The organism is Streptomyces spinosisporus, assembly GCF_022698145.1.
GTDB lineage: Bacteria > Actinomycetota > Actinomycetes > Streptomycetales > Streptomycetaceae > Streptomyces > Streptomyces spinosisporus.
In genome coordinates, this window is the sequence record NZ_JALDAX010000016.1 from 119,961 (window position 1) to 142,787 (window position 22,827).

Below are 22,827 nucleotides of genomic sequence, written 5' to 3' on the forward strand. Positions count from 1 at the left end.
GCGAGTCTGGCAGGCACCACTGACACTCCGTCCCCCCTTTTCCTCGCTCACTCGACACCTGGTCGACAGATTCCGTCGCGTAACCGAAAGGCAACAACGGAATCCCTTGTATGACCGCTATAGCTCTGTCAGGATCGGCACTCAAATCGAGCTGGAGCTACGCCACCCGCCCCCCGAGCCGCGGGGCGACGGCGGAGGAGAGCGACATGCACAACCCGGGCACCACAACCCCGGAACGATTTCCGGCGCAGGACCGCTTCGCGGACGGTGCGCAGTTCATCGGCGGCCGCCTGACGAAGGGCACCTCCGGCCGTACGCACGCGGTCGTCGACCCGGCCACCGGCGAGGAGGTCTACCGCTACGAACTGGCAGGCCCCGACGACGTCGACGCGGCCGTCGCAGCGGCACGCGCGGCCTTCCCCGGCTGGGCCGCCGCCACCCCCGGCGAGCGCTCGGACGCACTGCACCGCTTCGCCGCCGTGCTCGCCGACCGCGCCGAGGATTTCGCCCGCGCGGAGTCCCTGCAGTGCGGCAAACCACTGAAGCTGACCCGCGAGTTCGACGTGCCGGGCACCATCGACAACGCCGCCTTCTTCGCGGGCGCCGCCCGGCATCTGCAGGGCCAGTCGGCCGGTGAGTACTCCGGCGACCACACCTCGTACGTCCGCCGCGAGCCCATCGGCGTCGTCGGCTCGATCGCGCCCTGGAACTACCCCCTGCAGATGGCCGCCTGGAAGATCCTCCCGGCGATCGCCGCAGGCAACACCATCGTGCTCAAGCCCGCCGAACTCACCCCGCTCACCTCGCTGATGTTCGCCCAGGCCGCGACCGACGCGGGCATCCCGGACGGCGTGATCAACATCGTCTCGGGGACCGGCAAGGAGGCCGGTGAGCACCTCGTCGGCCATCCCGATGTCGTCATGACCTCCTTCACCGGCTCCACCGCCGTCGGCAGGCGCGTCGCCGAGATCGCCACCGCCACCGTCAAGCGCATCCACCTGGAACTCGGCGGCAAGGCCCCCTTCGTCGTCTTCGACGACGCGGACCTCGACGCCGCCGTCAACGGCGCCGTCGCCGGTGCGCTCATCAACACCGGCCAGGACTGCACGGCCGCCACGCGCGCGTACGTGCAGCGCCCGCTGTACGAGGCCTTCGTGGAGAAGACGGCCGCCCTCATGGAGAGCGTCCGGCTCGGCGACCCCTTCGCCCCCGGCACCGACCTCGGCCCGCTGATCTCGCACGCCCAGCGCGACCGCGTGGCCGGCTTCGTCGAGCGGGCGCGCTCCTACGCGCGCGTGGTGAGCGGCGGCGAGGCGCCCGGGGGAGACCTGGAGAAGGGAGCCTACTTCCGTCCCACCCTGGTCGCGGACGCCGCCCAGGACAGCGAGATCGTGCAGTCCGAGATCTTCGGCCCGGTTCTGGTGGTCCTCCCCTTCGACAGCGACGACGATGGGATCGGGCTCGCCAACGACACCCCGTACGGCCTCGCCGCCTCCGCCTGGAGCCGCGACGTCTACCGGGCGAACCGCGCCACCCGCGAGATCAGGGCGGGCTGCGTATGGATCAACGACCACATCCCGATCATCAGTGAGATGCCGCACGGCGGCTACAAGGCATCCGGCTTCGGCAAGGACATGTCCGCGTACTCCTTCGAGGAGTACACCCAGATCAAACACGTCATGTTCGACAACACGGCGGTGGCCATGAAGGACTGGCACCGCACCGTCTTCGGGGACCGGCTGTAGTCAGGATCCGGCTACCGCCGGGTGAAGCACAGGCCGCCCGACCCGCGGCCGCACCTCCCGAAAGGGCAGCACGCGCATGGAGCAGTACGAGCCCGACCGCCTGTCACCGGCCGTGGCGGCCGCCGTGCGGCGCAGTTACCGCAACGGACGGGCCGCCATGACCCGCCGTTCGCTGCTGCGCGCCTCCGCGGGCGGCGCACTCGCCGCCGGCGGCATCGCGGCGCTGAGCGGCTGCGGTATCCCCGCGGCGGGCAAGACGCAGGGCGGGGTGTCCGCCGACGACCACTCGGCGAAGGAGAAGCAGATCAACTTCTCCAACTGGCCCGAGTACATCGACGTCGACGACAGCGAGAAGCACCACCCGACGCTGGACGCGTTCCGCAAGCGGACCGGCATCACGGTCAAGTACACCGAGGACATCAACGACAACGACGAGTTCTTCGGCAAGATCCAGCCGCAGCTCGCCGCAGGCCAGGACACCGGCCGCGACCTCATCGTGCTCACCGACTGGCTGGCCGCCCGCATGATCCGGCTGGGCTATGTGCAGAAGCTGGACCCGTCCCATCTGCCGCACGCCTTCGCCAACCTCTCCCAGCAGTTCCGCAACCCCGACTGGGACCCGGGCCGCGCCTACTCGTACGTGTGGCAGGGCATCTCGACGGTCATCGCGTACAACAAGAAGGCGCTCGGCGGCGTCGAGGTGAAGTCGATGTCCGACCTGCTCGACAACCCCAAGCTCAAGGGCCGGGTCGGTCTGCTGACCGAGATGCGCGACACCGTCGGCATGACCATGCTCGACATGGGCAAGGACCCGGCGAAGTTCACCGACGACGACTACGACGCGGTGATCGCCCGGCTGCAGAAGGCCGTCGACCGGGGACAGATCCGCCGCTTCACCGGCAACGACTACACCTCGGACCTCAGCAAGGGCGACCTGGCGGCCTGTGTCGCCTGGGGCGGCGACATCGTCCAGCTGCAGGCGGACAACCCCGACGTCGGCTACATCATCCCCGACAGCGGCTACATGACGTCCACCGACAACCTGATGATCCCCAACAAGGCACGCCACAAGACGAACGCCGAACGGCTCATCGACTACTACTACGAGCCCGAGCCGGCCGCCGAACTCGCCGCCTACATCAACTACGTGAGCCCGGTCGCGGACGTGAAGCCGTACCTCGCCAAGATCGACAAGTCGGCGGCGGACAACCCGCTGATCCTTCCCGACCAGGCCATGCAGGCGAAGTCCGTCGCCTTCCGCGCGCTGAGCTCGAAGGAAGAGACGGCCTACCAGCAGAAGTTCGCGAAGCTCACAGGGGCGTGACGAAGATGACCACAGACAACAGCGGAGACGTCCGCCTCTCCGGCATCAGCAAGACCTACGGCTCCTTCACCGCCGTCCACCCGCTCGAACTGACCGTGCCCCAGGGCTCGTTCTTCGCCCTGCTCGGCGCGTCCGGCTGCGGCAAGACCACCACCCTGCGCATGATCGCCGGCCTGGAGGAGCCCAGCAGCGGCACCGTCCACCTCGGCGACCAGGAGGTCACGCACCTGCCGCCGTACAAGCGGCCGGTGAACACGGTCTTCCAGTCCTACGCCCTCTTCCCGCACCTCGACATCTTCGAGAACGTCGCCTTCGGTCTGCGCCGGCGCGGCATCAAGAGCGTGAAGAAGCAGGTCGAGGAGATGCTGGAGCTGGTGCAGCTCGGGGAGCAGGCGCGCAAGAAGCCGCACCAGCTCTCCGGCGGCCAGCAGCAGCGCGTCGCCGTGGCCCGCGCGCTGATCAACACCCCCAAGGTGCTCCTCCTCGACGAGCCGCTCGGCGCCCTCGACCTCAAGCTGCGCCGCCAGATGCAGCTGGAGCTCAAGCGGATCCAGACCGAGGTCGGCATCACCTTCATCCATGTCACGCACGACCAGGAGGAGGCCATGACCATGGCCGACACGGTCGCCGTGATGAACGCGGGCCGCGTCGAACAGCTCGGCTCGCCCACCGACCTCTACGAGAACCCGCAGACGACCTTCGTCGCCAACTTCCTCGGCACCTCCAACCTGATCGAGGCCGAGGTCGACTCCAAGAGCGGCGAGGACATCGTCCTGAGGGCAGGCGGCGGCAAGCTGGTGCTGCCCGAGTCCCGCTGCGGCGCGCCCACCACGACGGGCGGCAAGGTGCTGGTCGGCGTACGCCCGGAGAAGATCTCTCTCACGCACGCCGACGACGCGGGCGAGATCGCCGAGAACCGCAACCGCATCACCGGGAAGATCGCCGACTCCAGTTTCATCGGCGTCTCCACGCAGTACGTCATCGACAGCCCGGTCTGCCCGGAGTTCGAGGTCTACGCGCAGAACATCGACCGCGACCCGCGGCTGGTGCCCGGCGCCGAGGTCGTCCTGCACTGGAACCCGGCCCACACCTTCGGCCTCGACGCGGCGCAGGACATCGACGCCGGTGTCGCCGAGGTCGAGGAGGAGGCCGCCTGATGGCCACCGTCACCGAGGCGCCGCCCCTGGCGCCCGCCCCCGAGACGAAGCCCCCGCGCAAGCGGGGCCGCTGGACGCCGTACTGGCTCCTGCTGCCCGGCCTGCTCTGGCTGATCGTCTTCTTCGCGCTGCCGATGATCTACCAGGCCTCCACGTCCGTGCAGACGGGCTCCCTGGAGGAGGGCTACAAGGTCACCTGGCACTTCGCCACCTACTGGGACGCCCTGTCCGAGTACTGGCCGCAGTTCCTGCGCTCGATCCTCTACGCCGGCTCGGCGACGATCCTGTGCCTGATCCTCGGCTACCCGCTCGCGTATCTGATCGCCTTCCGGGCGGGCCGCTGGCGGAACCTGATCATGATCCTGGTGATCGCGCCGTTCTTCACCAGCTTCCTGATCCGCACGCTGGCCTGGAAGACGATCCTGGCGGACAGCGGCCCCGTGGTGAGCACCCTCAACACGCTGCACGTCCTGGACGTCACCAACGCGCTCGGCTGGACCGCGGGCGACCGGGTCCTGGCCACCCCGCTCGCCGTGGTCTGCGGACTGACGTACAACTTCCTGCCGTTCATGATCCTGCCGCTCTACACCTCGCTGGAGCGCATCGACGGACGGCTGCACGAGGCGGCGGGCGATCTGTACGCCAAACCCTGGACCACCTTCCGCAAGGTCACCTTCCCGCTGTCGATGCCCGGCGTGGTCTCCGGCACCCTGCTGACCTTCATCCCGGCGGCCGGCGACTACGTCAACGCCGAACTCCTCGGCTCGACCGACACCCGCATGATCGGAAACGTCATCCAGACCCAGTTCCTGCGCATTCTGGACTACCCGACGGCCGCGGCCCTCTCCTTCATCCTGATGGCCGCGATTCTGTTCATGGTCACGATCTACATCCGCAGGGCCGGGACGGAGGATCTGGTCTGAATGCCTGTCGTCAACTGGCTCAAGCGCCATCTCGTCGTCATCGCGGGGCTGGTGACCCTCGCCTATCTCCTGCTGCCGAACGTCATCGTCACGGTCTTCTCCTTCAACAAGCCGAAGGGCCGCTTCAACTACCAGTGGCAGCAGTTCTCCACGGACGCCTGGAAGGATCCGTGCGGCGTCGCCGACATGTGCGGATCGCTGTCGATCAGCCTGCAGATCGCCCTGTGGGCGACGCTCGGCGCCACCGTGCTCGGCACGATGATCGCCTTCGCGCTGGTCCGCTACCGGTTCCGCGCGCGGGGCACCGTCAACTCGCTGATCTTCCTGCCGATGGCGATGCCCGAGGTCGTCATGGCGGCCTCGCTGCTCACCCTGTTCCTCAACCTGGGTGCGCAGCTGGGCTTCTGGACGATCCTGATCGCCCACATCATGTTCTGCCTCAGCTTCGTCGTCGTCGCCGTCAAGGCGCGCGTGATGTCCATGGACCCGCGTCTGGAGCAGGCCGCACAGGACCTCTACGCCGGTCCGGCGCAGACCTTCCTGCGGGTCACCCTGCCGATCGCGGCCCCCGGGATCGCCGCGGGCGCGCTGCTGTCCTTCGCGCTCTCCTTCGACGACTTCATCATCACCAACTTCAACGCGGGCTCCACCGTCACCTTCCCCATGTTCGTCTGGGGCTCGGCACAGCGCGGAACGCCCGTCCAGATCAATGTCATCGGCACGGCGATGTTCCTGGTCGCCGTCCTGCTGGTGCTGACCTCCATGGTCATCAGCAACCGCCGCAACCGGCAGAAGGCGTAACCGCACAGTTCCTGTAGGGAGTTGACATCATGGCCCCGAGCGCCATGAACCGCTGGACCGCGTCGCTTTCGGACGCACAGCCCGTCCCGTACTGGCTGGACGACCCCGGCAGGCCCCGCCCCGAGGCCGCGCTCACCGCCGCCGAGACCTGCGATCTGCTGGTCGTCGGCGGTGGCTACAGCGGACTGTGGACCGCGCTCATCGCCAAGGAGCGCGAGCCCGGACGGGACGTCGTCCTGCTGGAGGGCCGTGAGGCGGGCTGGGCCGCCTCCGGCCGCAACGGCGGCTTCTGCGCCGCCTCCCTCACCCACGGCCTGCCCAACGGGCTGGCCCGCTGGCCCGAGGAGATCCACCAGCTCGAGGAATTGGGCGCCCGCAACCTCGACGCGATCGAGGACGCGGTCGCCCGGCACGAGCTGGACTGCGAGTTCGAGCGCACCGGCGAGATCGACGTGGCGACGCAGGAGTACCAGGTGCGCGAACTGCGCGACTGGTACGCGGAGATGGAGCGCGAGGGCCTCGCCGAGGGCGTCGAGTACCTGGACGCCGACGCGGTGCGGGAGCAGGTCGACTCACCGACGTTCCGGGCGGGCCTGTGGGACCGCCGGGGCGTGGCCATGGTCCATCCGGCGAAGCTCGCCTGGGGCCTCAAACGCGCCTGTCTGCGCCTCGGCGTCCGCGTCTACGAGCACACGCCCGCCCTGAGCCTGAAGCCGTACGGCGCCGGCATGGCCGTACGCACCCCCTACGGCTCGGTCCGCGCCCGCAGGGTCGCGCTCGGCACCAACATCTTCCCGAACCTGGTCCGACGCGTGCGGGCGTACACCGTCCCCGTCTACGACTACGCCCTGATGACCGAGCCGCTGAGCGAGGAGCAGCTGGCCTCGGTCGGCTGGAAGAACCGCCAGGGCCTCGGGGACTCGGCGAACCAGTTCCACTACTTCCGCCTCACCGCCGACCACCGCATCCTGTGGGGCGGCTACGACGCGATCTATCCCTACGGCGGCCGGGTGCGCGCCGAGTACGACCACCGCCCCGAGACCTACGCCAGGCTCGCCGGGCACTTCTTCACCTGCTTCCCGCAGCTGGAGGGCGTCCGCTTCACCCACGCGTGGGGCGGCGCGATCGACACCTGCTCGCGCTTCTCGGCGTTCTTCGGAACCGCGCACGGGGGCAGGGTCTCCTATGCGGCGGGCTTCACCGGCCTCGGCGTGGGTGCCACCCGGTTCGGCGCCGAGGTGATGCTGGACCTGCTGGCGGGGGAGCGGACGGAGCGCACGTCGCTCGCGATGGTCCGCACGAAGCCGCTGCCGTTCCCGCCCGAGCCCTTCGCCTGGGCCGGTATCGCCCTGACCAAGTGGTCGCTGGCGCACGCGGATGCGCACGGCGGCCGACGCAACCTCTGGCTGCGGACGATGGACCGGCTGGGCCTCGGCTTCGACAGCTGAATGTGATCCGGTTCACCCCACAGGGGCGTCAGAACCCGCGTAATGCTGCGGGCAGGCCCTGCTCTCCCCTGTGACGCGACGGCGTCACGGAGAGACAGGGAGGTCTCCTCATGGCTGGGGCGAAGACGGCGGTGGAGTGGCTGGCATCCGCTGCGCCCGATCCCGAGGCCTGCCGCCGGGAGTGGGAGCGCAATCCGCAGGGGATCGCACTGCTGCCCGCCGGCAAGGCCTGGGACGTGCTGATCCTGCCGAGCGAACTCGGCTATCCGACGCTCGACGTGCTCACCCGCGTCCTCGACCGGCTCGGCCCGGTGCTGGCCGACTTCGGGGACGCGCGGATGGGTTTCCTGGTGCCACCGGGCACCGCGGCCCGATGGCTCGGCACGGGCATCCGCACGGTCGGGGACGGGGCCTGGATCGTGGTGCCGTACCCGGGCCGCTCCGCCAGCGGGGTCCGCTGGCTGGTGCCGCCGGACGGCTCCGGCCTGCTCACCGACCCGGCGCTGCTCGAACTGGCCCTGCACGAGGCGGCGGCGGGCCTGGCCGGTGAGGACGGCGGCCGGGGCCCGAGGTCTTGACACGAGCATTGGTCTGGACCAAATTGGGCGCGCTCCACCCCTCCAATTCCCCCCTGCCCGGAGGCACTTGTGGACCGCCCCAGACACATCAGACCCGTCCTCGCCGCGCTCACCGCGACCCTGCTGGCCGTGCCCGGCCTCACCGCCCTCTCCGCGTCGGCCCAGGCGGCCGACGCGGACCTGGCCCGCAACGGAGGCTTCGAATCCGGCCTCGACGGCTGGAGCTGCACCGCCGGTACGGTGGTCAACGCACCCGTGCACAGCGGCAGTTCGGCGCTGCAGGCGACCCCCGCCGGCAGCGACAACGCGCAGTGCACGCAGACCGTGACCGTGCAGCCCAACTCCCAGTACACGCTGAGCGGTTGGGTCCGCGGCTCCTACGTCTACCTCGGCGCGAACGGCACCGGCACCACCGACGTCTCCACCTGGACCCAGTCCGCCCCCGACTGGCAGAAGCTCACCACGACCTTCACCACCGGCGCCTCCACCACCAAGGTGACCCTCTACACGCACGGCTGGTACGGCACCGGTGCCTACTACGCCGACGACGTCTCCCTCGTCGGCCCGGGCGGGAGCACGAGCCAGCCGCCGTCCGCACCCAGCGGCCTGCGGACCACCTCCGTGTCCTCCACCAGCGTCGGCCTGTCCTGGTCCGCCGTCACCGGCGCGACGGGCTACGCCGTCTACCGCGACGGCGCCAAGGTCCAGACGGTGAGCAGCACTTCGGCCACCGTCAGCGGACTGTCCCCGGCCACCGCGTACAGCTTCCAGGTCGCCGCCGTGAACGACGCCGGCGAGTCCGCGAAGTCGGCCGCCGTCACCGCCACCACGACCGACGGCCCGACCGGCCCCTCCACCGACCTCCCCACGCACGCCCTGGTCGGCTATCTGCACGCGAGCTTCGCCAACGGCTCCGGCTACACGCGCCTGGCCGACGTCCCGGACAGCTGGGACGTCATCGACCTGGCCTTCGGCGAGCCGACCTCCGCCACCTCCGGCGACATCCGCTTCAACCGCTGCCCGGTCAGCGAATGCCCGAACGTCGAGTCGGACGCCGACTTCAAGGCCGCGATCAAGGCCAAGCAGGCGGCCGGCAAGAAGGTGCTGATCTCGATCGGCGGGGCCAACGGCCAGGTCCAGCTGACCACCACCGCCGCCCGCGACGCCTTCGTCTCCTCGGTCTCGAACATCATCGACACCTACGGACTCGACGGCCTGGACATCGACTTCGAGGGCCACTCACTCTCCCTGAACGCCGACGACACCGACTTCAAGAACCCGAAGACCCCGGTGATCGTCAACCTGATCTCGGCCCTGAAGACCCTGAAGGCCAAGTACGGCTCGGACTTCGTGCTGACCATGGCCCCGGAGACGTTCTTCGTGCAGATGGGCTACCAGTTCTACGGCACCGGCAAGTTCGGCGGCCAGGACCCGCGCTGCGGCGCCTACCTCCCCGTCATCTACGCCCTGCGCGACGACCTGACCCTGCTGCACGTCCAGGACTACAACTCGGGCCCGATCATGGGCCTCGACAACCAGTACCACTCGATGGGCGGCGCCGACTTCCACATCGCGATGACCGACATGCTGCTCACCGGCTTCCCCGTGGCGGGCGACGCGAACAACGTCTTCCCGCCGCTGCGCCCGGACCAGGTGGCGATCGGCATGCCGGCGTCGGTGAACGCGGGCAACGGCTACGTCGCGCCCGCCGAGGTCACCAAGACCCTCGACTGCCTGACGAAGAAGACCAACTGCGGCTCGTACCCCACCCACGGCAGCTGGCCCGCCCTGCGCGGCCTGATGACCTGGTCGGTCAACTGGGACCGCTTCTCGAACTGGGAGTTCCAGCGGACGTTCGACGGCTATTTCGGCTGAGCAGCAGCCAGAGCGCCGTGAGCAGCACCGTGCACAGGCACCAGCTGGCCACGACGTCCAGGGGCCAGTGGTAACCGCGGCGCACCAGACCGAACCCGACGGCGAGATTGACGACGGCGCACGCCACGACGAGCCCGCGGCGGACGTACCGGCCGCGCAGCCAGGGAAGGAGGACCAGCGTGGCGGCGCCGTAGGCCACGGAGGCCGTCGCGGTGTGGCCGGACGGGTAGTAGCCGGGTCCGCCGTGCATGATCGGCGGACCCGGCCGGTCGATCAGTTCCTTCAGCGGTACGACCAGCACCGGGACCAGCGCCATCAGCACGGCGGCCGCGAGCGGCGGCAGCCACCAGCGGTTCGTCCCGGCGCGACGGCCGCGCCAGGCGACGTAGCCGATCACGACCGCGAGCACCGGGACCGCGACCGTGACGTTGCCGAGGTCGGAGAGGCCGCCGTAGAGGCGCAGCGGGTCCACGACCGCGTCGCTGATCCGCTCGTCGAGACGGCGGAGCGGGCCGTCGTCGACGACCTGCCAGGTGATCAGCGCGAAGAGGAGGGCCGGAAGGCCCATGAGCGCGAGAAGTGGAAGAAAGGAGGCCGGCCGCCCCGGAACAGGGGGGGTAGTTCCGAGGCGGCCGATCAGACCGGATGGACGCCCACCCCGGGGGGTTTGGGGCGGGCGACTGTCCGATCGGTGAGGAGATCCGAAGCCGGAGGCTCCGGGTGTGTGCGCGAGGGCACGACCAGGTCGTAGCTGGGGAGGCCACGGCCTGAAGTCGCCCACAGTCCCCTGTGAGCGGGGTGTATCTCTCATCTGGAAGAAACCTACGGCAGCAGATGGGTGGAAGACAGGTGGAATCCCGTCCCGCCATCCACCTCGCACACGTTCTTCACATGGCCTGACGCCGCCGCCCCCAACGCGGAATCCCGGTGCCCGCGAGGGCTGGGACGGAGGGGACGGAAGTGGCGCGCATCCTGTGGGTGAGCTGGGGATTCCGTTTGGCTCAGACGCCCGCGAAGGCCTGCTCGATGATGTCGAGACCCTCGCTCAGGAGGTCCTCGCCGATCACCAGCGGAGGCAGGAAGCGGAGGACGTTGCCGTAGGTGCCACAGGTCAGGACCAGCAGGCCCTCCTGGTGGCAGGCCTTGGCGAGAGCGGCGGTCGCCTCGGGGTTCGGCTCCTTGGTCGTACGGTCCTTGACCAGCTCGATGGCGATCATGGCGCCCCGGCCGCGCACCTCGCCGATGACGTCGAACTTGTCGGCCATGGCGGTCAGCCGGGACTTCATGATCGACTCGATGTTCCTCGCCCTGGCGTTGAGGTCGAGCTCCTTCATGGTCTCGATGGCGCCGAGCGCACCGGCGCAGGCCACCGGGTTGCCGCCGTAGGTGCCGCCGAGGCCGCCCGCGTGCGCGGCGTCCATGATCTCGGCGCGGCCGGTCACGGCGGCCAGCGGCAGACCGCCCGCGATGCCCTTGGCGGTGGTGATCAGGTCGGGGACGATGCCCTCGTCCTCGCACGCGAACCACTGGCCGGTGCGGCAGAAGCCGGACTGGATCTCGTCGGCGACGAAGACGATGCCGTTGTCCGAGGCGAACTTCCGGATCGCGGGCAGGAAGCCCTTGGCCGGCTCGATGAAGCCGCCCTCGCCGAGCACCGGCTCGATGATGATCGCGGCGACGTTCTCGGCGCCGACCTGCTTGCTGATCTGGTCGACGGCCTGCGCGGCGGCCTCGGGGCCCGCGTTCTCGGGGCCGGTCGGCCAGCGGTAGCCGTAGGCGACCGGGACGCGGTAGACCTCGGGCGCGAAGGGCCCGAAGCCGTGCTTGTACGGCATGTTCTTGGCGGTGAGCGCCATCGTGAGGTTGGTCCGGCCGTGGTAGCCGTGGTCGAAGACGACGACCGCCTGGCGCTTCGTGTACGCGCGGGCGATCTTGACCGCGTTCTCGACGGCCTCGGCGCCGGAGTTGAACAGCGCGGACTTCTTCGCGTGGTCGCCCGGCGTGAGCTCGGCCAGGGCCTCGGCGACCGCCACGTACCCCTCGTACGGGGTCACCATGAAACAGGTGTGGGTGAAGTCGGCGAGCTGCGCGGAGGCCCGGCGCACGACGGCCTCGGCGGAGGCGCCGACGGAGGTCACGGCGATGCCGGAACCGAAGTCGATCAGCCGGTTGCCGTCGACGTCCTCGATGATCCCGCCGCCCGCGCGCGTGGTGAACACGGGCAGCACGGAGCCCACGCCCTGCGCGACCGCGGCGCTGCGGCGGGCCTGCAGTTCCTGCGACTTCGGGCCGGGGATCGCGGTGACGATCCGGCGCTCCTGCGGAAGTGCGCTCATGAGGGGCTCCTGGGGGTTGTGCGCGGTGGTACGGACGGCGTTGAACGGGCTCTTGCCTTCTTTTCTCGCAGGCTAGGACCGGGGACGGAAGCTGGGCATGCTCCATGTGGGCGTTGTCGGGCGGCGCGATTGTCCACCGTGGACATGGCGCAGGTCGCGGGCCCGGCCGTGTGAGGCGGTGAACTGTCCGTACGGGGCGTTAGATTGACCGCTGACGGTGCACGGAGCGGCTGGTCGAGGGGCGAGGGCGATGGACAGCGACGGGACCCAGGACGCGCGGGGTACGCATGCGAATCCTGTGCCGCGGGCACGTGCCGCCGTCCCGCCGCCACCCTCCCGGGCGCCGTCGGTCCCGCCGCTGCCGGACGGCTCGGCGTTCCTGGACTGGCTCAGGACCCCGCGGCCCAAGGCGCTGCCCGGTGTGTGGCGGTTCGGACACCGGCCGCGCCCGGACGAGGAGCCGGAGGACATCCCGGCGCGGCAGTTGGTCAGCGGGGCCCTGATCGCGTTCCTGGCCGGCTGGCTGATCTGGTCCCTCCTGCAGAACGGCTACCTCGGCGGCTGGTGGTGGGTCCCCCTCTTCCTGGTCACCCCCGACTCCTGGCGGGGTTCCGACGGCGACCTCGGCCCCACGGGCACCGCCTTCCTCTACAACGGCTACCAGCTGCTCGTCGCGCTGATCATCATGGTCGCGGTCGGCAAGCTCGGCCGCTGGGGCGAGGTGTGGCGCCGCTTCGTCGCCCCCCGCCTGCGCGGCCCGCAGCGCCAGGAAGCGCCGCCCGTCCCCACCGAGGACCCCGCACAGTGGCCCGACCTGCGCGCCGCCGGCGCCGACGCCGCCGCCGAGCGGCTGGCCTCGGAGGCGCGGGCGGGGCTGATGCGGGACGTCGATCACGCCCGGATCGTCCGGGCCTGGCAGGGCGTGCGCACCGGCCGGCACACGCTCGCCGCCTTCACCGGTGCCGTGCTCAAGGACGGTGCCGCCGCCTGTCTGCACCCCTCCGGGGAGCGCGATCTGCCGGCCCGGCTGGCCCGGCACGACCTGGTGACCGGGCAGGTGCGGCTCGGCACGACCGCCGACGACCCCCGCAACCCGTACGCCTACCGCGGCGCCGCCCTCGCCCTGGGCCCCGACCTGCTCGGCACCTCCCTGCTGGCGGTCGGCCCGGCCGGCTCCGGCAAGACCGCCACCGTGGTGCGGCCGCTCGCCGAGTCGCTGTGCCTGCACGCCCTCGCCGGACGGGCCGCCGTGGTCGTGGTCGGCGCGGCCGGCGCCGGGCTCGGCCCTGTCGACGCCTATGACGTCGTCGTACAGATCGGGAATCCCGCATCCGTGTACGACCTCGACCTCTACGGCGGCACCACCGACCCCGACGAGGCCGCGGCCGTGCTGGCCGAGGCGCTGGTCGGTGATCTCGCCGACCCGCATCCCGGCAGTGACAGCCGGCGCGCCACGACCGTCCTCGCCCAGCTGCTCGGACCGTTCCGGGCGGTCCACGCACGCTTCCCCTCCGTGCCGGAGCTGCGGCAGCTGCTGGACGGCGCACCCGGACCCCTGGACGCACTGCGCACGGCGCTGCAGGGTTCGGGGCAGGACTCGCTGCTGCGTGAACTGGACGCGCGGGAGCGGCAGTTGGGGAACCCGGGCGACATGGCGGCGGTGCTCGCGGACCGGGTGGCGCTGCTCGACCGGCCCGCCTTCGCCGGGTTCTTCGACACCTCGGGACACTCCAAGCCGTTCTCGCTCAAGGCCCTCGACCACCCGGTTCGGGTCCGCATCGACCTGCCCGAGCGCGGACACGCGGACGCCTCGCGGATGCTGGCGCGGCTGGTGCTCGCGCAGTTCACGGCGAGCGTCGCGGTGCGCGAGGACCGCTCGCTGTTCGCCTGTCTGGTGCTGGACGACGCGACGGGCGTCGTCACCCCGGAGACGGTGCGCGGCATCCAGCGGCTGCGGTCGGTCAACGCGGGCGCCGTGCTCACCCTGCGCACGCTCGACGACGTGCCGAGGCCGCTGCGCGGGCCGCTGCTCGGCTCCGCCGGCTGCCGGATGGCGCTGTCCGGGCTCACCCCGTGGGACGGGCAGGACTTCGCCGAGGTCTGGGGCAAGGAGTGGACGGAGGCGCGGGACGTCACCGACCGGCAGATCATCGCCGAGACCCCGGCCGGCAAGGCCGTGCACATGCTGCGCCGGGTGATCACCGGCAAGGCGCCGACCGCGCGGGCGGTGACCGTGCGGCAGGTGGAGCGCGAGCGCTGGTCGGCCTCCGAACTGGCCCACGGGCTGCCGGCCGGGCACGCGGTGCTGTCGCTGACGGACGTGAACGGAGAACACGCTCCGCCGCTGCTGGTGGATCTGAGGGGTTAGGACCGGACTTTACGACCGGACTCAGGGCACTCCGCTGCGCCGAGTGACCGTACAGTGGGGCAGAATCGCCATAGGTCGTTCATACATGGCGGCCAAATGATCACAAGGTTCGCCCGATCCCCGCAGACCTGAAGGCCACATGCCCCCGACGCTCGCCTCGCTTCTCCACCACTCCGCGCTCAGACTGACCGTGCGGGCGGGCGAGGACCGCCTCGACGTGCCCGTCCGCTGGGCGCACGTCAGCGAACTCGCCGACCCCGTGCCGTACATGGAGGGCGGGGAGCTGCTCCTGGTCACCGCGCTGAAGCTGGACGCGGAGGACCCGGAGGCGATGCGGCGGTATGTGAAGAGACTGGTCGGGGCGGGGGTCGTCGGCCTCGGCTTCGCCGTCGGCGTCAACTACGAGGAGATCCCCAAGGCGCTCGTCGACGCGGCGGAGGAAGAAGGCCTGCCGCTCATCGAGGTGCCGCGCCGCACCCCCTTCCTCGCCATCAGCAAGGCCGTCTCGGCCGCGATCGCCGCCGACCAGTACCGCTCGGTGACCGCGGGCTTCGCCGCGCAGCGGGAGCTGACCAGGCAGGCACTGACGGCCGGCCCCGAGGGCGTACTGTCCGCGCTCGCCGCGCAGGTCGACGGCTGGGCCGCGCTCTACGACGCCTCGGGCACCGTCGTCGCCACGGCCCCCGAGTGGGCGGGCCGCAGGGCCGCGCGGCTGACGGCGGAGGTGGAGCGGCTGCGCGAGCGGCCGGCACCGGCCTCCTCGGTGGTCGGCCCGCCGGACGACGAGGACCGCGTCGAACTGCACTCGCTGGGCACCGGACGACGGCCCCGGGCCGCGCTCGCCGTGGGCACGGCGACCCCGCTCGGCACGGCCGAGCGCTACGCCCTCCACTCGGCGATCGCCCTGCTGACCCTCACGACGGAACGGTCCCGCTCGCTGTACGCGGCGGAACAGCGCATCGGCGCGGCGGTCCTGCGCATGCTGCTCGCGGGGGAGCCGGACCATGCGCGGGCCGTCGCCGGGCATCTGTACGGCGGCCTGCTGGACTCGCCCTTCCGCATGATCGTCGCCGAGTCGCCGTCGGCGTCCGGTGCCCGTGCCGCCGCCGACGCGGGCGCCGATCCGTCGGCCGCGCTCGCCGAGGCGGTGGAGGCGGCGGCCGCGCGGGCGGGGGAGCCCGTGCTGGTGGTCCCCGAGGGCGACCAGCTGATCGTGCTGGCCACGGACGGCGGCGCGGCGGTCGCCGCGTGCGGTGAGTACGCGGCCGCCCTGGAGGCGGCGCGGACCGGGACGGCGGCCACGGGGGAACCGGCCGGCGACGAGGACGAACTGGTGGTGGGGCTGTCGGCCCCCGTCGGACCGATAGCCGCGGCGGCGGCCTACAAGCAGGCCGAGCAGGCGCTGTCGGTGGCCCGGCGGCGCGGGCGGGTGTGCGTGGCGCACGAGCAGCTGGCGGCCGGTTCCGTGGTGCCCCTGCTGGACGACGACGCGGTGAAGGCCTTCGCGGACGGCCTGCTGCGCCCCCTCTACGAGCACGACGCCACCGGCCGCGGCGACCTGGTGGCCTCGCTGCGCGCCTGGCTGTCCCGGCACGGCCAGTGGGACGCCGCGGCGGCCGACCTGGGCGTCCACCGGCACACCCTGCGCTACCGGATGCGGCGCGTGGAGGAGATCCTCGGGCGGTCGCTGGACGACCCGGACGTACGGATGGAGCTGTGGCTGGCGCTGAAGGCGGCGTCGGAGTAGCCACCTGGGCGGCGGTTGCGGACGGCGCGGCACGCCCGCGCCCTGGAAAATGGCCGAACCGGCACACCCGCGCCTCCAACCCCTCCACCGCGGCCAAACACGCCCCCGCCCCCGCGCACCTACGGTGTACCCGAACCACCCTGTACACCCCCTGATGCGGAAGGGCCGGGACCCCTATGACTTCCACCACCGCCTTCTGGCTCGCCGGCCGCCAGGCCACGGGCGAGGACACCTTCGACGTCACCTCCCCCTGGGACGGCCGTCTCGTCGGCAGGGTCGCCGTGCCGACCGATGCCCAGGTCGAGGAGGCGGTCGCCGCCGCCCACGCCGTCCTCGACGACTTCGCCGCGACGCCCGCCCATGTCCGCGCCGCCGCCCTCGACCACGTCAGCCGCAGGCTCGTCGAGCGCACCGAGGAGATCGCCCAGCTGATCACCGCCGAGAACGGCAAGCCGATCAAGTGGGCCCGCGGCGAGGTCGGCCGCGCCGTCTCCGTGTTCCGGTTCGCCGCCGAGGAGGCCCGGCGGTTCAACGGCGGCGAGGCCCAGCGCCTCGACACCGACGCCGGCGGCCAGGGCCGGCTCGCCCTCACCCGCCGCTTCCCCAAGGGCGTCGTCCTCGGCATCGCGCCCTTCAACTTCCCGCTGAACCTGTGCGCCCACAAGATCGCCCCGGCGATCGCGGCCGGTGCGCCGATCATCCTGAAGCCGGCCCCCGCCACCCCGCTCTCCGGCCTGATCATCGGCGAGCTGCTCGCCGAGACCGACCTCCCGGCGGGCTCCTGGAGCATCCTCCCGGTCGCCAACGACAAGATGCCCGCCCTGGTCCAGGACGAGCGGCTGCCGGTCATCTCCTTCACCGGTTCTGAGAAGGTCGGCTACGCGATCATGGACTCGGTGCCGCGCAAGCACTGCACCCTGGAGCTGGGCGGCAACGGCGCCGCCGTCGTCCTCGGCGACTACTCCTCCGACGCCGACCTCGACTGGGCCGCCACCCGCATCGCGACGTTCTCCAACTACCAGGGCGGCCAGTCCTGCATCTCCGTGCAGCGGGTCATCGCGGACGCGTCCGTGTACGACCGTCTGCTGCCACGCATCGTCGCCGCCGTCGAGGCCCAGGTCACCGGCGACCCGGCCGACGCCACGACCGACGTCGGCCCGCTGGTCAGCGAGGACGCGGCCAAGCGCGTCGAGTCCTGGGTCCAGGAGGCGGTCGACGCGGGCGCCTCGCTCCTGGCCGGCGGCAAGCGCGACGGCGCCTCCTACGCGCCGACCGTCCTGACCGACGTACCGGCCGAGGTCACGATCTCCTGCGAGGAGGTCTTCGGACCGGTGCTGACCGTGCAGAAGGCGGACGGCGAGGCCGAGGCGTTCGCCGCGGCCAACGACTCCAAGTACGGCCTCCAGGCAGGGGTGTTCACGCACGATCTGCAGGTCGCCTTCCGCGCCCACCGGGCCCTTGAGGTCGGCGGCGTCGTCATCGGCGACGTCCCCTCCTACCGCGCCGACCAGATGCCCTACGGCGGCGCCAAGCAGTCCGGTGTGGGCCGCGAGGGCGTGAAGTTCGCGATGGACGACTACACCTACGAGCGCGTGCTGGTCCTCACGGGGCTGGCTCTCTGACGGTCCCTTTCGCCGCGTCGGCCTCCGCGGGTTCTCAACCGCGGAAGCCGACGCGGGCGAGCCGCAGCGGGCCGCGCAGGACGAGGTGCACGTCGTGCACGCCCTCGGCGTCGATGCCCGCGGCGGCCGTGGTGTAGGCGTACGGGTCGTCCGGGGCGGCGTTCTCGGGCCGCAGCACGGCGAGCACGGCGCCCCCGTCCAACGACAGCTCCACGACTCCCTCACCCGCCACCAGGGCCGTCACCTCCGTGACACCGTCGCCGAAGTCGCAGTCGCGGTAGACCAGTTCGGCGCTGCCGCCCGCGGCCGGAGCCACCGCGTCCCCCGACACCTTCGTGCGGTCGACGATCGCGGCCCCGCTCTGCTCGTCGAAGTCGGCCGCCTCCAGACCGCGCCGCACGACCGGGCGCGGGGCGGGCGGCTCGCCGTCGAGCAGCACCGTCGTCCGCAGCCGGACGTCCTCGCTGGAGGCACCGGCCAGCAGCTCGTACGGGCCCGGATCCAGCCGCCATCCGCCCCGCGCCACGTCCCAGAACTCGAAGGCGGACAGCGGGACTTCGAAGGACAGCTCCTGACGCGCGCCCGGCGCCAGGGTGATCCTGCGGTGTGCGACCAGCTCCCGGCGGGGGCGCGGCAGGGCGGGCTCCACGGCGCGCGCGTAGAGCTGCGCGACCTCGTCGGCGGTGACGTCGCCGGTGTTGGTGACCGTGAAGGAGACGTGCACTGCGGCGTCCGTCACCCGCGCCGACAGGTCGCCGTACGCGAACGACGCGTACGACAGCCCGTGTCCGAACGGGAACAGCGGCATCCCCTCGACGTACTGATAGGTCTGGCGGCCACCGATCACGTCGTAGTCCAGCAGGTCGGGCAGGTCGGCGTCCGACTCGTACCAGGTCTGCGGCAGCCGGCCCGCGGGGGAGACGTCCCCCGACAGCACCCGGGCCAGCGCGGTGCCCGCGGCCTGGCCGCCGTGCGCGGTCCACAGCACCGCCGGGAGCGCGGCGGTCTCGACCGCGTACGGATACGAGGAGACCAGCGCCAGCACCGTTCGCGGGTTCGCGGCGCGGGCCGCGCGCAGGATGCGCTCCTGGTGCTCCGGCAGCCGCAGCGTCGTACGGTCCTCGGTCTCGCGGCCGTTCAGGTGCGGATCGTTGCCCGCCACCACCAGCACCACGTCGGCCTGGGCCGTGGCCCGGGCGACCGCGTCCTCGGCGCGCTCGGTCACGACGACCTCGAACGGCTCCGGATCGGTGTCGGCGACCTGCACGCCGTCGGCGGCGACACGGACGTGGCGACCCGTACCGACATGCCTCAGGAGGTGGCCGCCGTCATGGGCCTCCAGCCGGAACGTCTCCTGGACGACCCAGCCGCCCGGCTGGTCGGCGGACGCGCGCACCAGGCCGTCGTCGGCGACCGACAGATAGCGGCCGTCGGGGGCCCGCAGGGTCAGCAGCCCCTCGCCCCAGTCGATCAGCGCGAACTCGGTGCCCGTGGCGTCCGTGGTGAGCGGCGGCAGGTCGGTGCGGCCCGCCAGCAGCGCCGGGTCCAGGGCACCCTCGGCGCCGCGCACCTCGTCGGCCGCCTCCGACGGCGGCACATGCAGAAACGTACCGGCGGAGGTCCTCAGCCGGATCCGGTCCACACCCTCCGCGAACTCCACCCGCTCGGCGCCGAACCGCTCGTACAGACCCTCCAGCGGGGTCGAGCGGTGGATCAGCGTGCCGCTGTACCAGTCGAGCTTGCACTCGTCGGCCGGCAGACCGACCACGGCGATGCGGGTGTCGGGTGCCAGCGGCAGCAGTCCGTCGTTCTTCAGCAGCACGATCGCCTGCTCCGCCGCCTCCTGGGCGAGCGCGCGGTGCGCCGGGGTGTCGAAGGCGGCGGTGCCCGCGTGCGGGTCCCGGTCCGGGTCGAACTCGCCGAGCCGGAAGCGTACGGAGAGCTGGCGGCGCACGGCGGTGTCGATGTCGTCCTCGGTCAACAGGCCCTGCTCATAAGCCCTCTTGACCCGTCCGACGATCTGCGAGCTGTCCGTGCCGTGGTCCGTGAAGCTGTCGACGCCCGCCCGCAGCGCGGCCGCCGTCGCCTCCTCGTGGGTGCCGAAGTAGTGCTCGGCGTCGACCAGGTTGGAGGGTGCGCCCGCGTCCGAGCAGACCAGCAGCTCCTGGTCCGTCCAGGCGCGCAGATGCCGGCGCAGATACGGCGAGACGTGGTTGGGGCGGCCGTTGACGAGGTTGTACGCCGGCATCACCCCGGCCACCGCGCCCGCCTCGACCGTCTCGCGGAAGGCGCGCAGGTCGTACTCGTGCAGGACGCGCGGACGGACCGAGCTGGACGAAGTCGCCCGGTCCGTCTCGTTGTTGTGGGCGAGCCAGTGCTTGAGGACGGGCGCGGTGCGCCAGAACACGGGGTGGTCGCCGCGCAGCCCGCGGGTGTACGCGGTGGCGATGGCCGACGTCAGCCTCGGGTCCTCGGAGTAGCCCTCCTCGTTGCGTCCCCACAGCGGATGGCGCAGCAGATTCACGGTGGGGGACCAGACGTTGAGCCCGACGCGCTCGTCCTCGGCGCGCATCGCCCGGGCCTCCTTGGAGACCGCCTCGCCGACGCGGCGTACGAGATCGGTGTTCCAGGTGGCGCCGAGCCCCACGGCCTGCGGGAAGACGGTCGCGGGACCCATCCAGGCGACGCCGTGCAGCGCCTCCTGGCCGGTGCGGAAGGCGCCGACGCCCAGGCGCTCCACCGCGGGCGCGAACTGGTGCAGGAAGGAGATCTTCTCGTCGAGCGTGAGCCGCCCGAGCAGGTCGTCGATGCGCTTCGCGAACGGCAGCTGCGGATCGCGGAACGGCGGCAGGTGCGGCGTCTGTGCGGTCACGTGGGGGTCCCTTTGCGCTGGGGCGAGATGGCGCTTTCGAAGCGCTTCGATGCTCGATCGACCAGTAGTCGGGTGTCAAGGGATCCTCATCGCTGCTTCAAGTGGCGCATGAGCAAAGGTCGACTCCCACAGCTCCGGGGAATCTTGGGAGCGACCCTTGTGCACCCCCTGGCGTTCACCTACCCTCACCTCCGACATCGAAGCGCTTCGACTGTCGAATTCGCTCATTTCCTGCGAGACACCACTGCCGACGGCCACCGCCGGGTGTCCTGGTGCGCCACGAAGGGTTGACGCAATGACGCCGAACGCCGCTTCCCCGTCCTCCGGCTCCGCCGGCTCCTCCGGCCCCTCCGGCCCGAGCCGGAGAAGCTTCCTCGCCTCGACGGCGGTCGCCACCGCCGCGGTGGCGGGCGGGATGCCGTTGCTCGCCGCCTGCGGGGGGTCGGACAGCACGTCGCGCGGCGGCTCCTCCGGCGGCAAGGACGCGGGGAAGCTGCTGCCCGCCTACGTCGCCGGCAACGTGGTGAGCCCGGACATCCCGGCGAAGAACGGCTCGGCGATCGGCTTCACCGGCAAGCTCGACCTCGCGAATGTGAAGACCTCGGTCCCGAAGAAGCTCGGCAAGGGCGGCAGGCTCACGATCATGTCGCCGTTCTGGGGCTCGCCGCCCAAGCAGAACAACGCCTACTACAAGGCGATGAACGACCTGATCGGCGTCGACGTCGTCTGGCAGAACCAGGACGGCAACACCTACGACCAGAAGCTCGGCGCGGTCCTGGCCTCCAGCGACGTACCGGACGTGGTGGTCGTCCCCAGCTGGAACATGGGCGGCAAGATACCCACCGCCATCATCAGCAAGTTCGCCGACCTCGGCCCCTATCTCTCCGGCGACAAGGTCAGGGACTACCCGAACCTCGCCGCGATCCCGACCGACGCCTGGCGGCGCTGCATCATCGGCGGCAAACTGCGCGGCCTGCCCCAGCCCTCCCCGTACGTCACCGGCATCGTGCCCCTCTACCGCAAGGACATCTTCGACAAGGAGGGCTACGAAGTCCCGCGCTCCGCCGACGAGTTCATGTCCCTGGCCAAGGAGATCACCGACGCCAAGGCCAAGCGCTGGGCCTGTATGGACATGAAGTGGACGGCCTTCCAGGCCTTCGGTGTGCTCTCCGGCAGCGAGAAGCCGCTCGGCTGGAACCTCGTCGACGGCAAGCTGATCAACCGCATCGAGACCGACGAGTACCTCGAGGCGCTGGAGTGGACCCGCAAGCTCTTCGCCGCCGGGGTCGTGCACCCCGACGCCAAGATGGGCAAGAACGCACCCGACCCGGGGCCCAAGTTCGCCGCCGGCGAGTTCCTGATCTACGCCCAGAACATCAGCCAGTGGTGGAGCCGCACCGCCGAACAGGCCACCCAGAACCCCGACTACAGGATCTGGGGCATGGACATCTTCGGCCACGACGGCGGCGACCCCGAGCTGTGGGCCGAACAGCCCGCGGGCATCTTCGCCTTCGTCAACAAGAAGGCCTCCGAGGCGCGGATCCGCGACGTGCTGGCCGTCGCCAACGTCACCGCGGCGCCGTACGGCACCAAGGAGTACATGCTCACCAACTACGGCCCCGAGGGCACCGACTACACCGTCAAGAACGGGGTGCCCGTCAAGACCACCCAGGGCAACAACGAGGTCCTCAACGCCTACGTCATGGTCGCGAGCCCGGCCGCCACCATCGCCCACCCCGACTTCCCCGACGTCGCCAAGGCCCAGGTCGAATGGCAGCAGCGGATGGGCGCCTTCACCAGGAAGTCCAGCTTCTACGGCCAGATGATCACCGAGCCGTCCCGCTACACCAACCTCATGAACGACTTCGAGCAGCTCGAGGACGACATCACCCGCGGCCGCAAGAAGATCAGCGACATGCAGCAGGCCGTCTCCGACTGGAAGAGCAAGGGCGGTGACAAGCTGCGCGACTGGTATCAGAAGCTGCTCGACGACAACGGCTCTTCGGCGAACTGACCCCGGCACCGAGGCAA

Annotated in this window: 15 protein-coding genes; 12 read left to right on the plus strand and 3 right to left on the minus strand. The window is 71.0% G+C overall.

Translation table 11 applies throughout. The annotated features are described in order from the left end of the window. Positions 1–206: 206 nt before the first annotated feature. The 8 genes from MQN93_RS33465 to MQN93_RS33500 all read left to right on the plus strand — a co-directional run bounded on the left by MQN93_RS33465 (position 207) and on the right by MQN93_RS33500 (position 9,851). Positions 207–1,745, plus strand: a complete 1,539-nt coding sequence (locus tag MQN93_RS33465; RefSeq protein ID WP_016432356.1) for a gamma-aminobutyraldehyde dehydrogenase — start codon at positions 207–209, stop codon at positions 1,743–1,745. A gap of 76 nt (positions 1,746–1,821) precedes the next feature. Next, positions 1,822–3,069 (plus strand): ABC transporter substrate-binding protein, encoded by a 1,248-nt coding sequence (locus MQN93_RS33470; RefSeq protein ID WP_016432355.1) that lies wholly within the window; start codon positions 1,822–1,824, stop codon positions 3,067–3,069. Between the two features lie 5 nt (positions 3,070–3,074). Further along, positions 3,075–4,226: an ABC transporter ATP-binding protein gene (locus tag MQN93_RS33475; RefSeq protein WP_016432354.1), complete on the plus strand. Its 1,152-nt coding sequence runs from the start codon at positions 3,075–3,077 to the stop codon at positions 4,224–4,226. Continuing rightward, positions 4,226–5,149 carry an ABC transporter permease gene (locus tag MQN93_RS33480; RefSeq protein WP_016432353.1) on the plus strand — a complete coding sequence of 308 codons (924 nt, stop codon included), beginning with the start codon at positions 4,226–4,228 and terminating at the stop codon, positions 5,147–5,149. The genes MQN93_RS33475 and MQN93_RS33480 overlap by 1 nt, the downstream gene beginning before the upstream one ends. Continuing rightward, positions 5,150–5,950, plus strand: a complete 801-nt coding sequence (locus tag MQN93_RS33485; protein ID WP_016432352.1) for an ABC transporter permease — start codon at positions 5,150–5,152, stop codon at positions 5,948–5,950. Positions 5,951–5,979: 29 nt separating this feature from the next. Continuing rightward, entirely contained in the window at positions 5,980–7,398 is a 1,419-nt protein-coding gene (locus MQN93_RS33490; RefSeq protein WP_016432351.1) for an NAD(P)/FAD-dependent oxidoreductase, read from the plus strand. 110 nt (positions 7,399–7,508) lie between these two features. After that, on the plus strand, positions 7,509–7,976 hold the full coding sequence (locus tag MQN93_RS33495) for a bifunctional DNA primase/polymerase (protein WP_016432350.1): 468 nt from the start codon (positions 7,509–7,511) through the stop codon (positions 7,974–7,976). 69 nt (positions 7,977–8,045) lie between these two features. Beyond that, positions 8,046–9,851, plus strand: a complete 1,806-nt coding sequence (locus MQN93_RS33500) for a chitinase (RefSeq protein ID WP_242712492.1) — start codon at positions 8,046–8,048, stop codon at positions 9,849–9,851. Here MQN93_RS33500 and MQN93_RS33505 read toward each other — a convergent pair. Next, positions 9,790–10,632 (minus strand): phosphatase PAP2 family protein, encoded by an 843-nt coding sequence (locus MQN93_RS33505; RefSeq protein WP_242712526.1) that lies wholly within the window; start codon positions 10,630–10,632, stop codon positions 9,790–9,792. The two genes, MQN93_RS33500 and MQN93_RS33505, sit on opposite strands and share 62 nt — an antisense overlap. Before the next feature lie 220 nt (positions 10,633–10,852). Then, a complete protein-coding gene (gene gabT, locus MQN93_RS33510) occupies positions 10,853–12,187 on the minus strand; it encodes a 4-aminobutyrate--2-oxoglutarate transaminase (RefSeq protein WP_016432347.1) in 1,335 nt (444 codons plus the stop codon). 250 nt (positions 12,188–12,437) lie between these two features. Between gabT and MQN93_RS33515 the strand changes: the two genes are divergently transcribed. The 3 genes from MQN93_RS33515 (at position 12,438) to MQN93_RS33525 (ending at position 17,924) form a co-directional block, all read left to right on the plus strand. Further along, a complete protein-coding gene (locus tag MQN93_RS33515; protein ID WP_242712493.1) occupies positions 12,438–14,555 on the plus strand; it encodes an ATP-binding protein in 2,118 nt (705 codons plus the stop codon). A gap of 139 nt (positions 14,556–14,694) precedes the next feature. Then, entirely contained in the window at positions 14,695–16,302 is a 1,608-nt protein-coding gene (locus MQN93_RS33520) for a PucR family transcriptional regulator (RefSeq protein WP_242712494.1), read from the plus strand. Between the two features lie 176 nt (positions 16,303–16,478). Beyond that, complete coding sequence (locus MQN93_RS33525) at positions 16,479–17,924, plus strand: aldehyde dehydrogenase family protein (RefSeq protein WP_242712495.1); 1,446 nt, start codon at positions 16,479–16,481, stop codon at positions 17,922–17,924. Between the two features lie 34 nt (positions 17,925–17,958). Here MQN93_RS33525 and MQN93_RS33530 read toward each other — a convergent pair whose 3' ends face one another. Next, positions 17,959–20,796, minus strand: coding sequence for a glycoside hydrolase family 3 C-terminal domain-containing protein (locus tag MQN93_RS33530; protein WP_242712496.1), 2,838 nt, complete (start codon positions 20,794–20,796; stop codon positions 17,959–17,961). A 295-nt stretch (positions 20,797–21,091) separates the two neighbouring features. On the opposite strand from MQN93_RS33530, the gene MQN93_RS33535 reads away from it, so the two are divergent. Continuing rightward, complete coding sequence (locus tag MQN93_RS33535) at positions 21,092–22,810, plus strand: extracellular solute-binding protein (RefSeq protein ID WP_242712497.1); 1,719 nt, start codon at positions 21,092–21,094, stop codon at positions 22,808–22,810. The last annotated feature ends 17 nt before the right edge of the window (positions 22,811–22,827 follow it).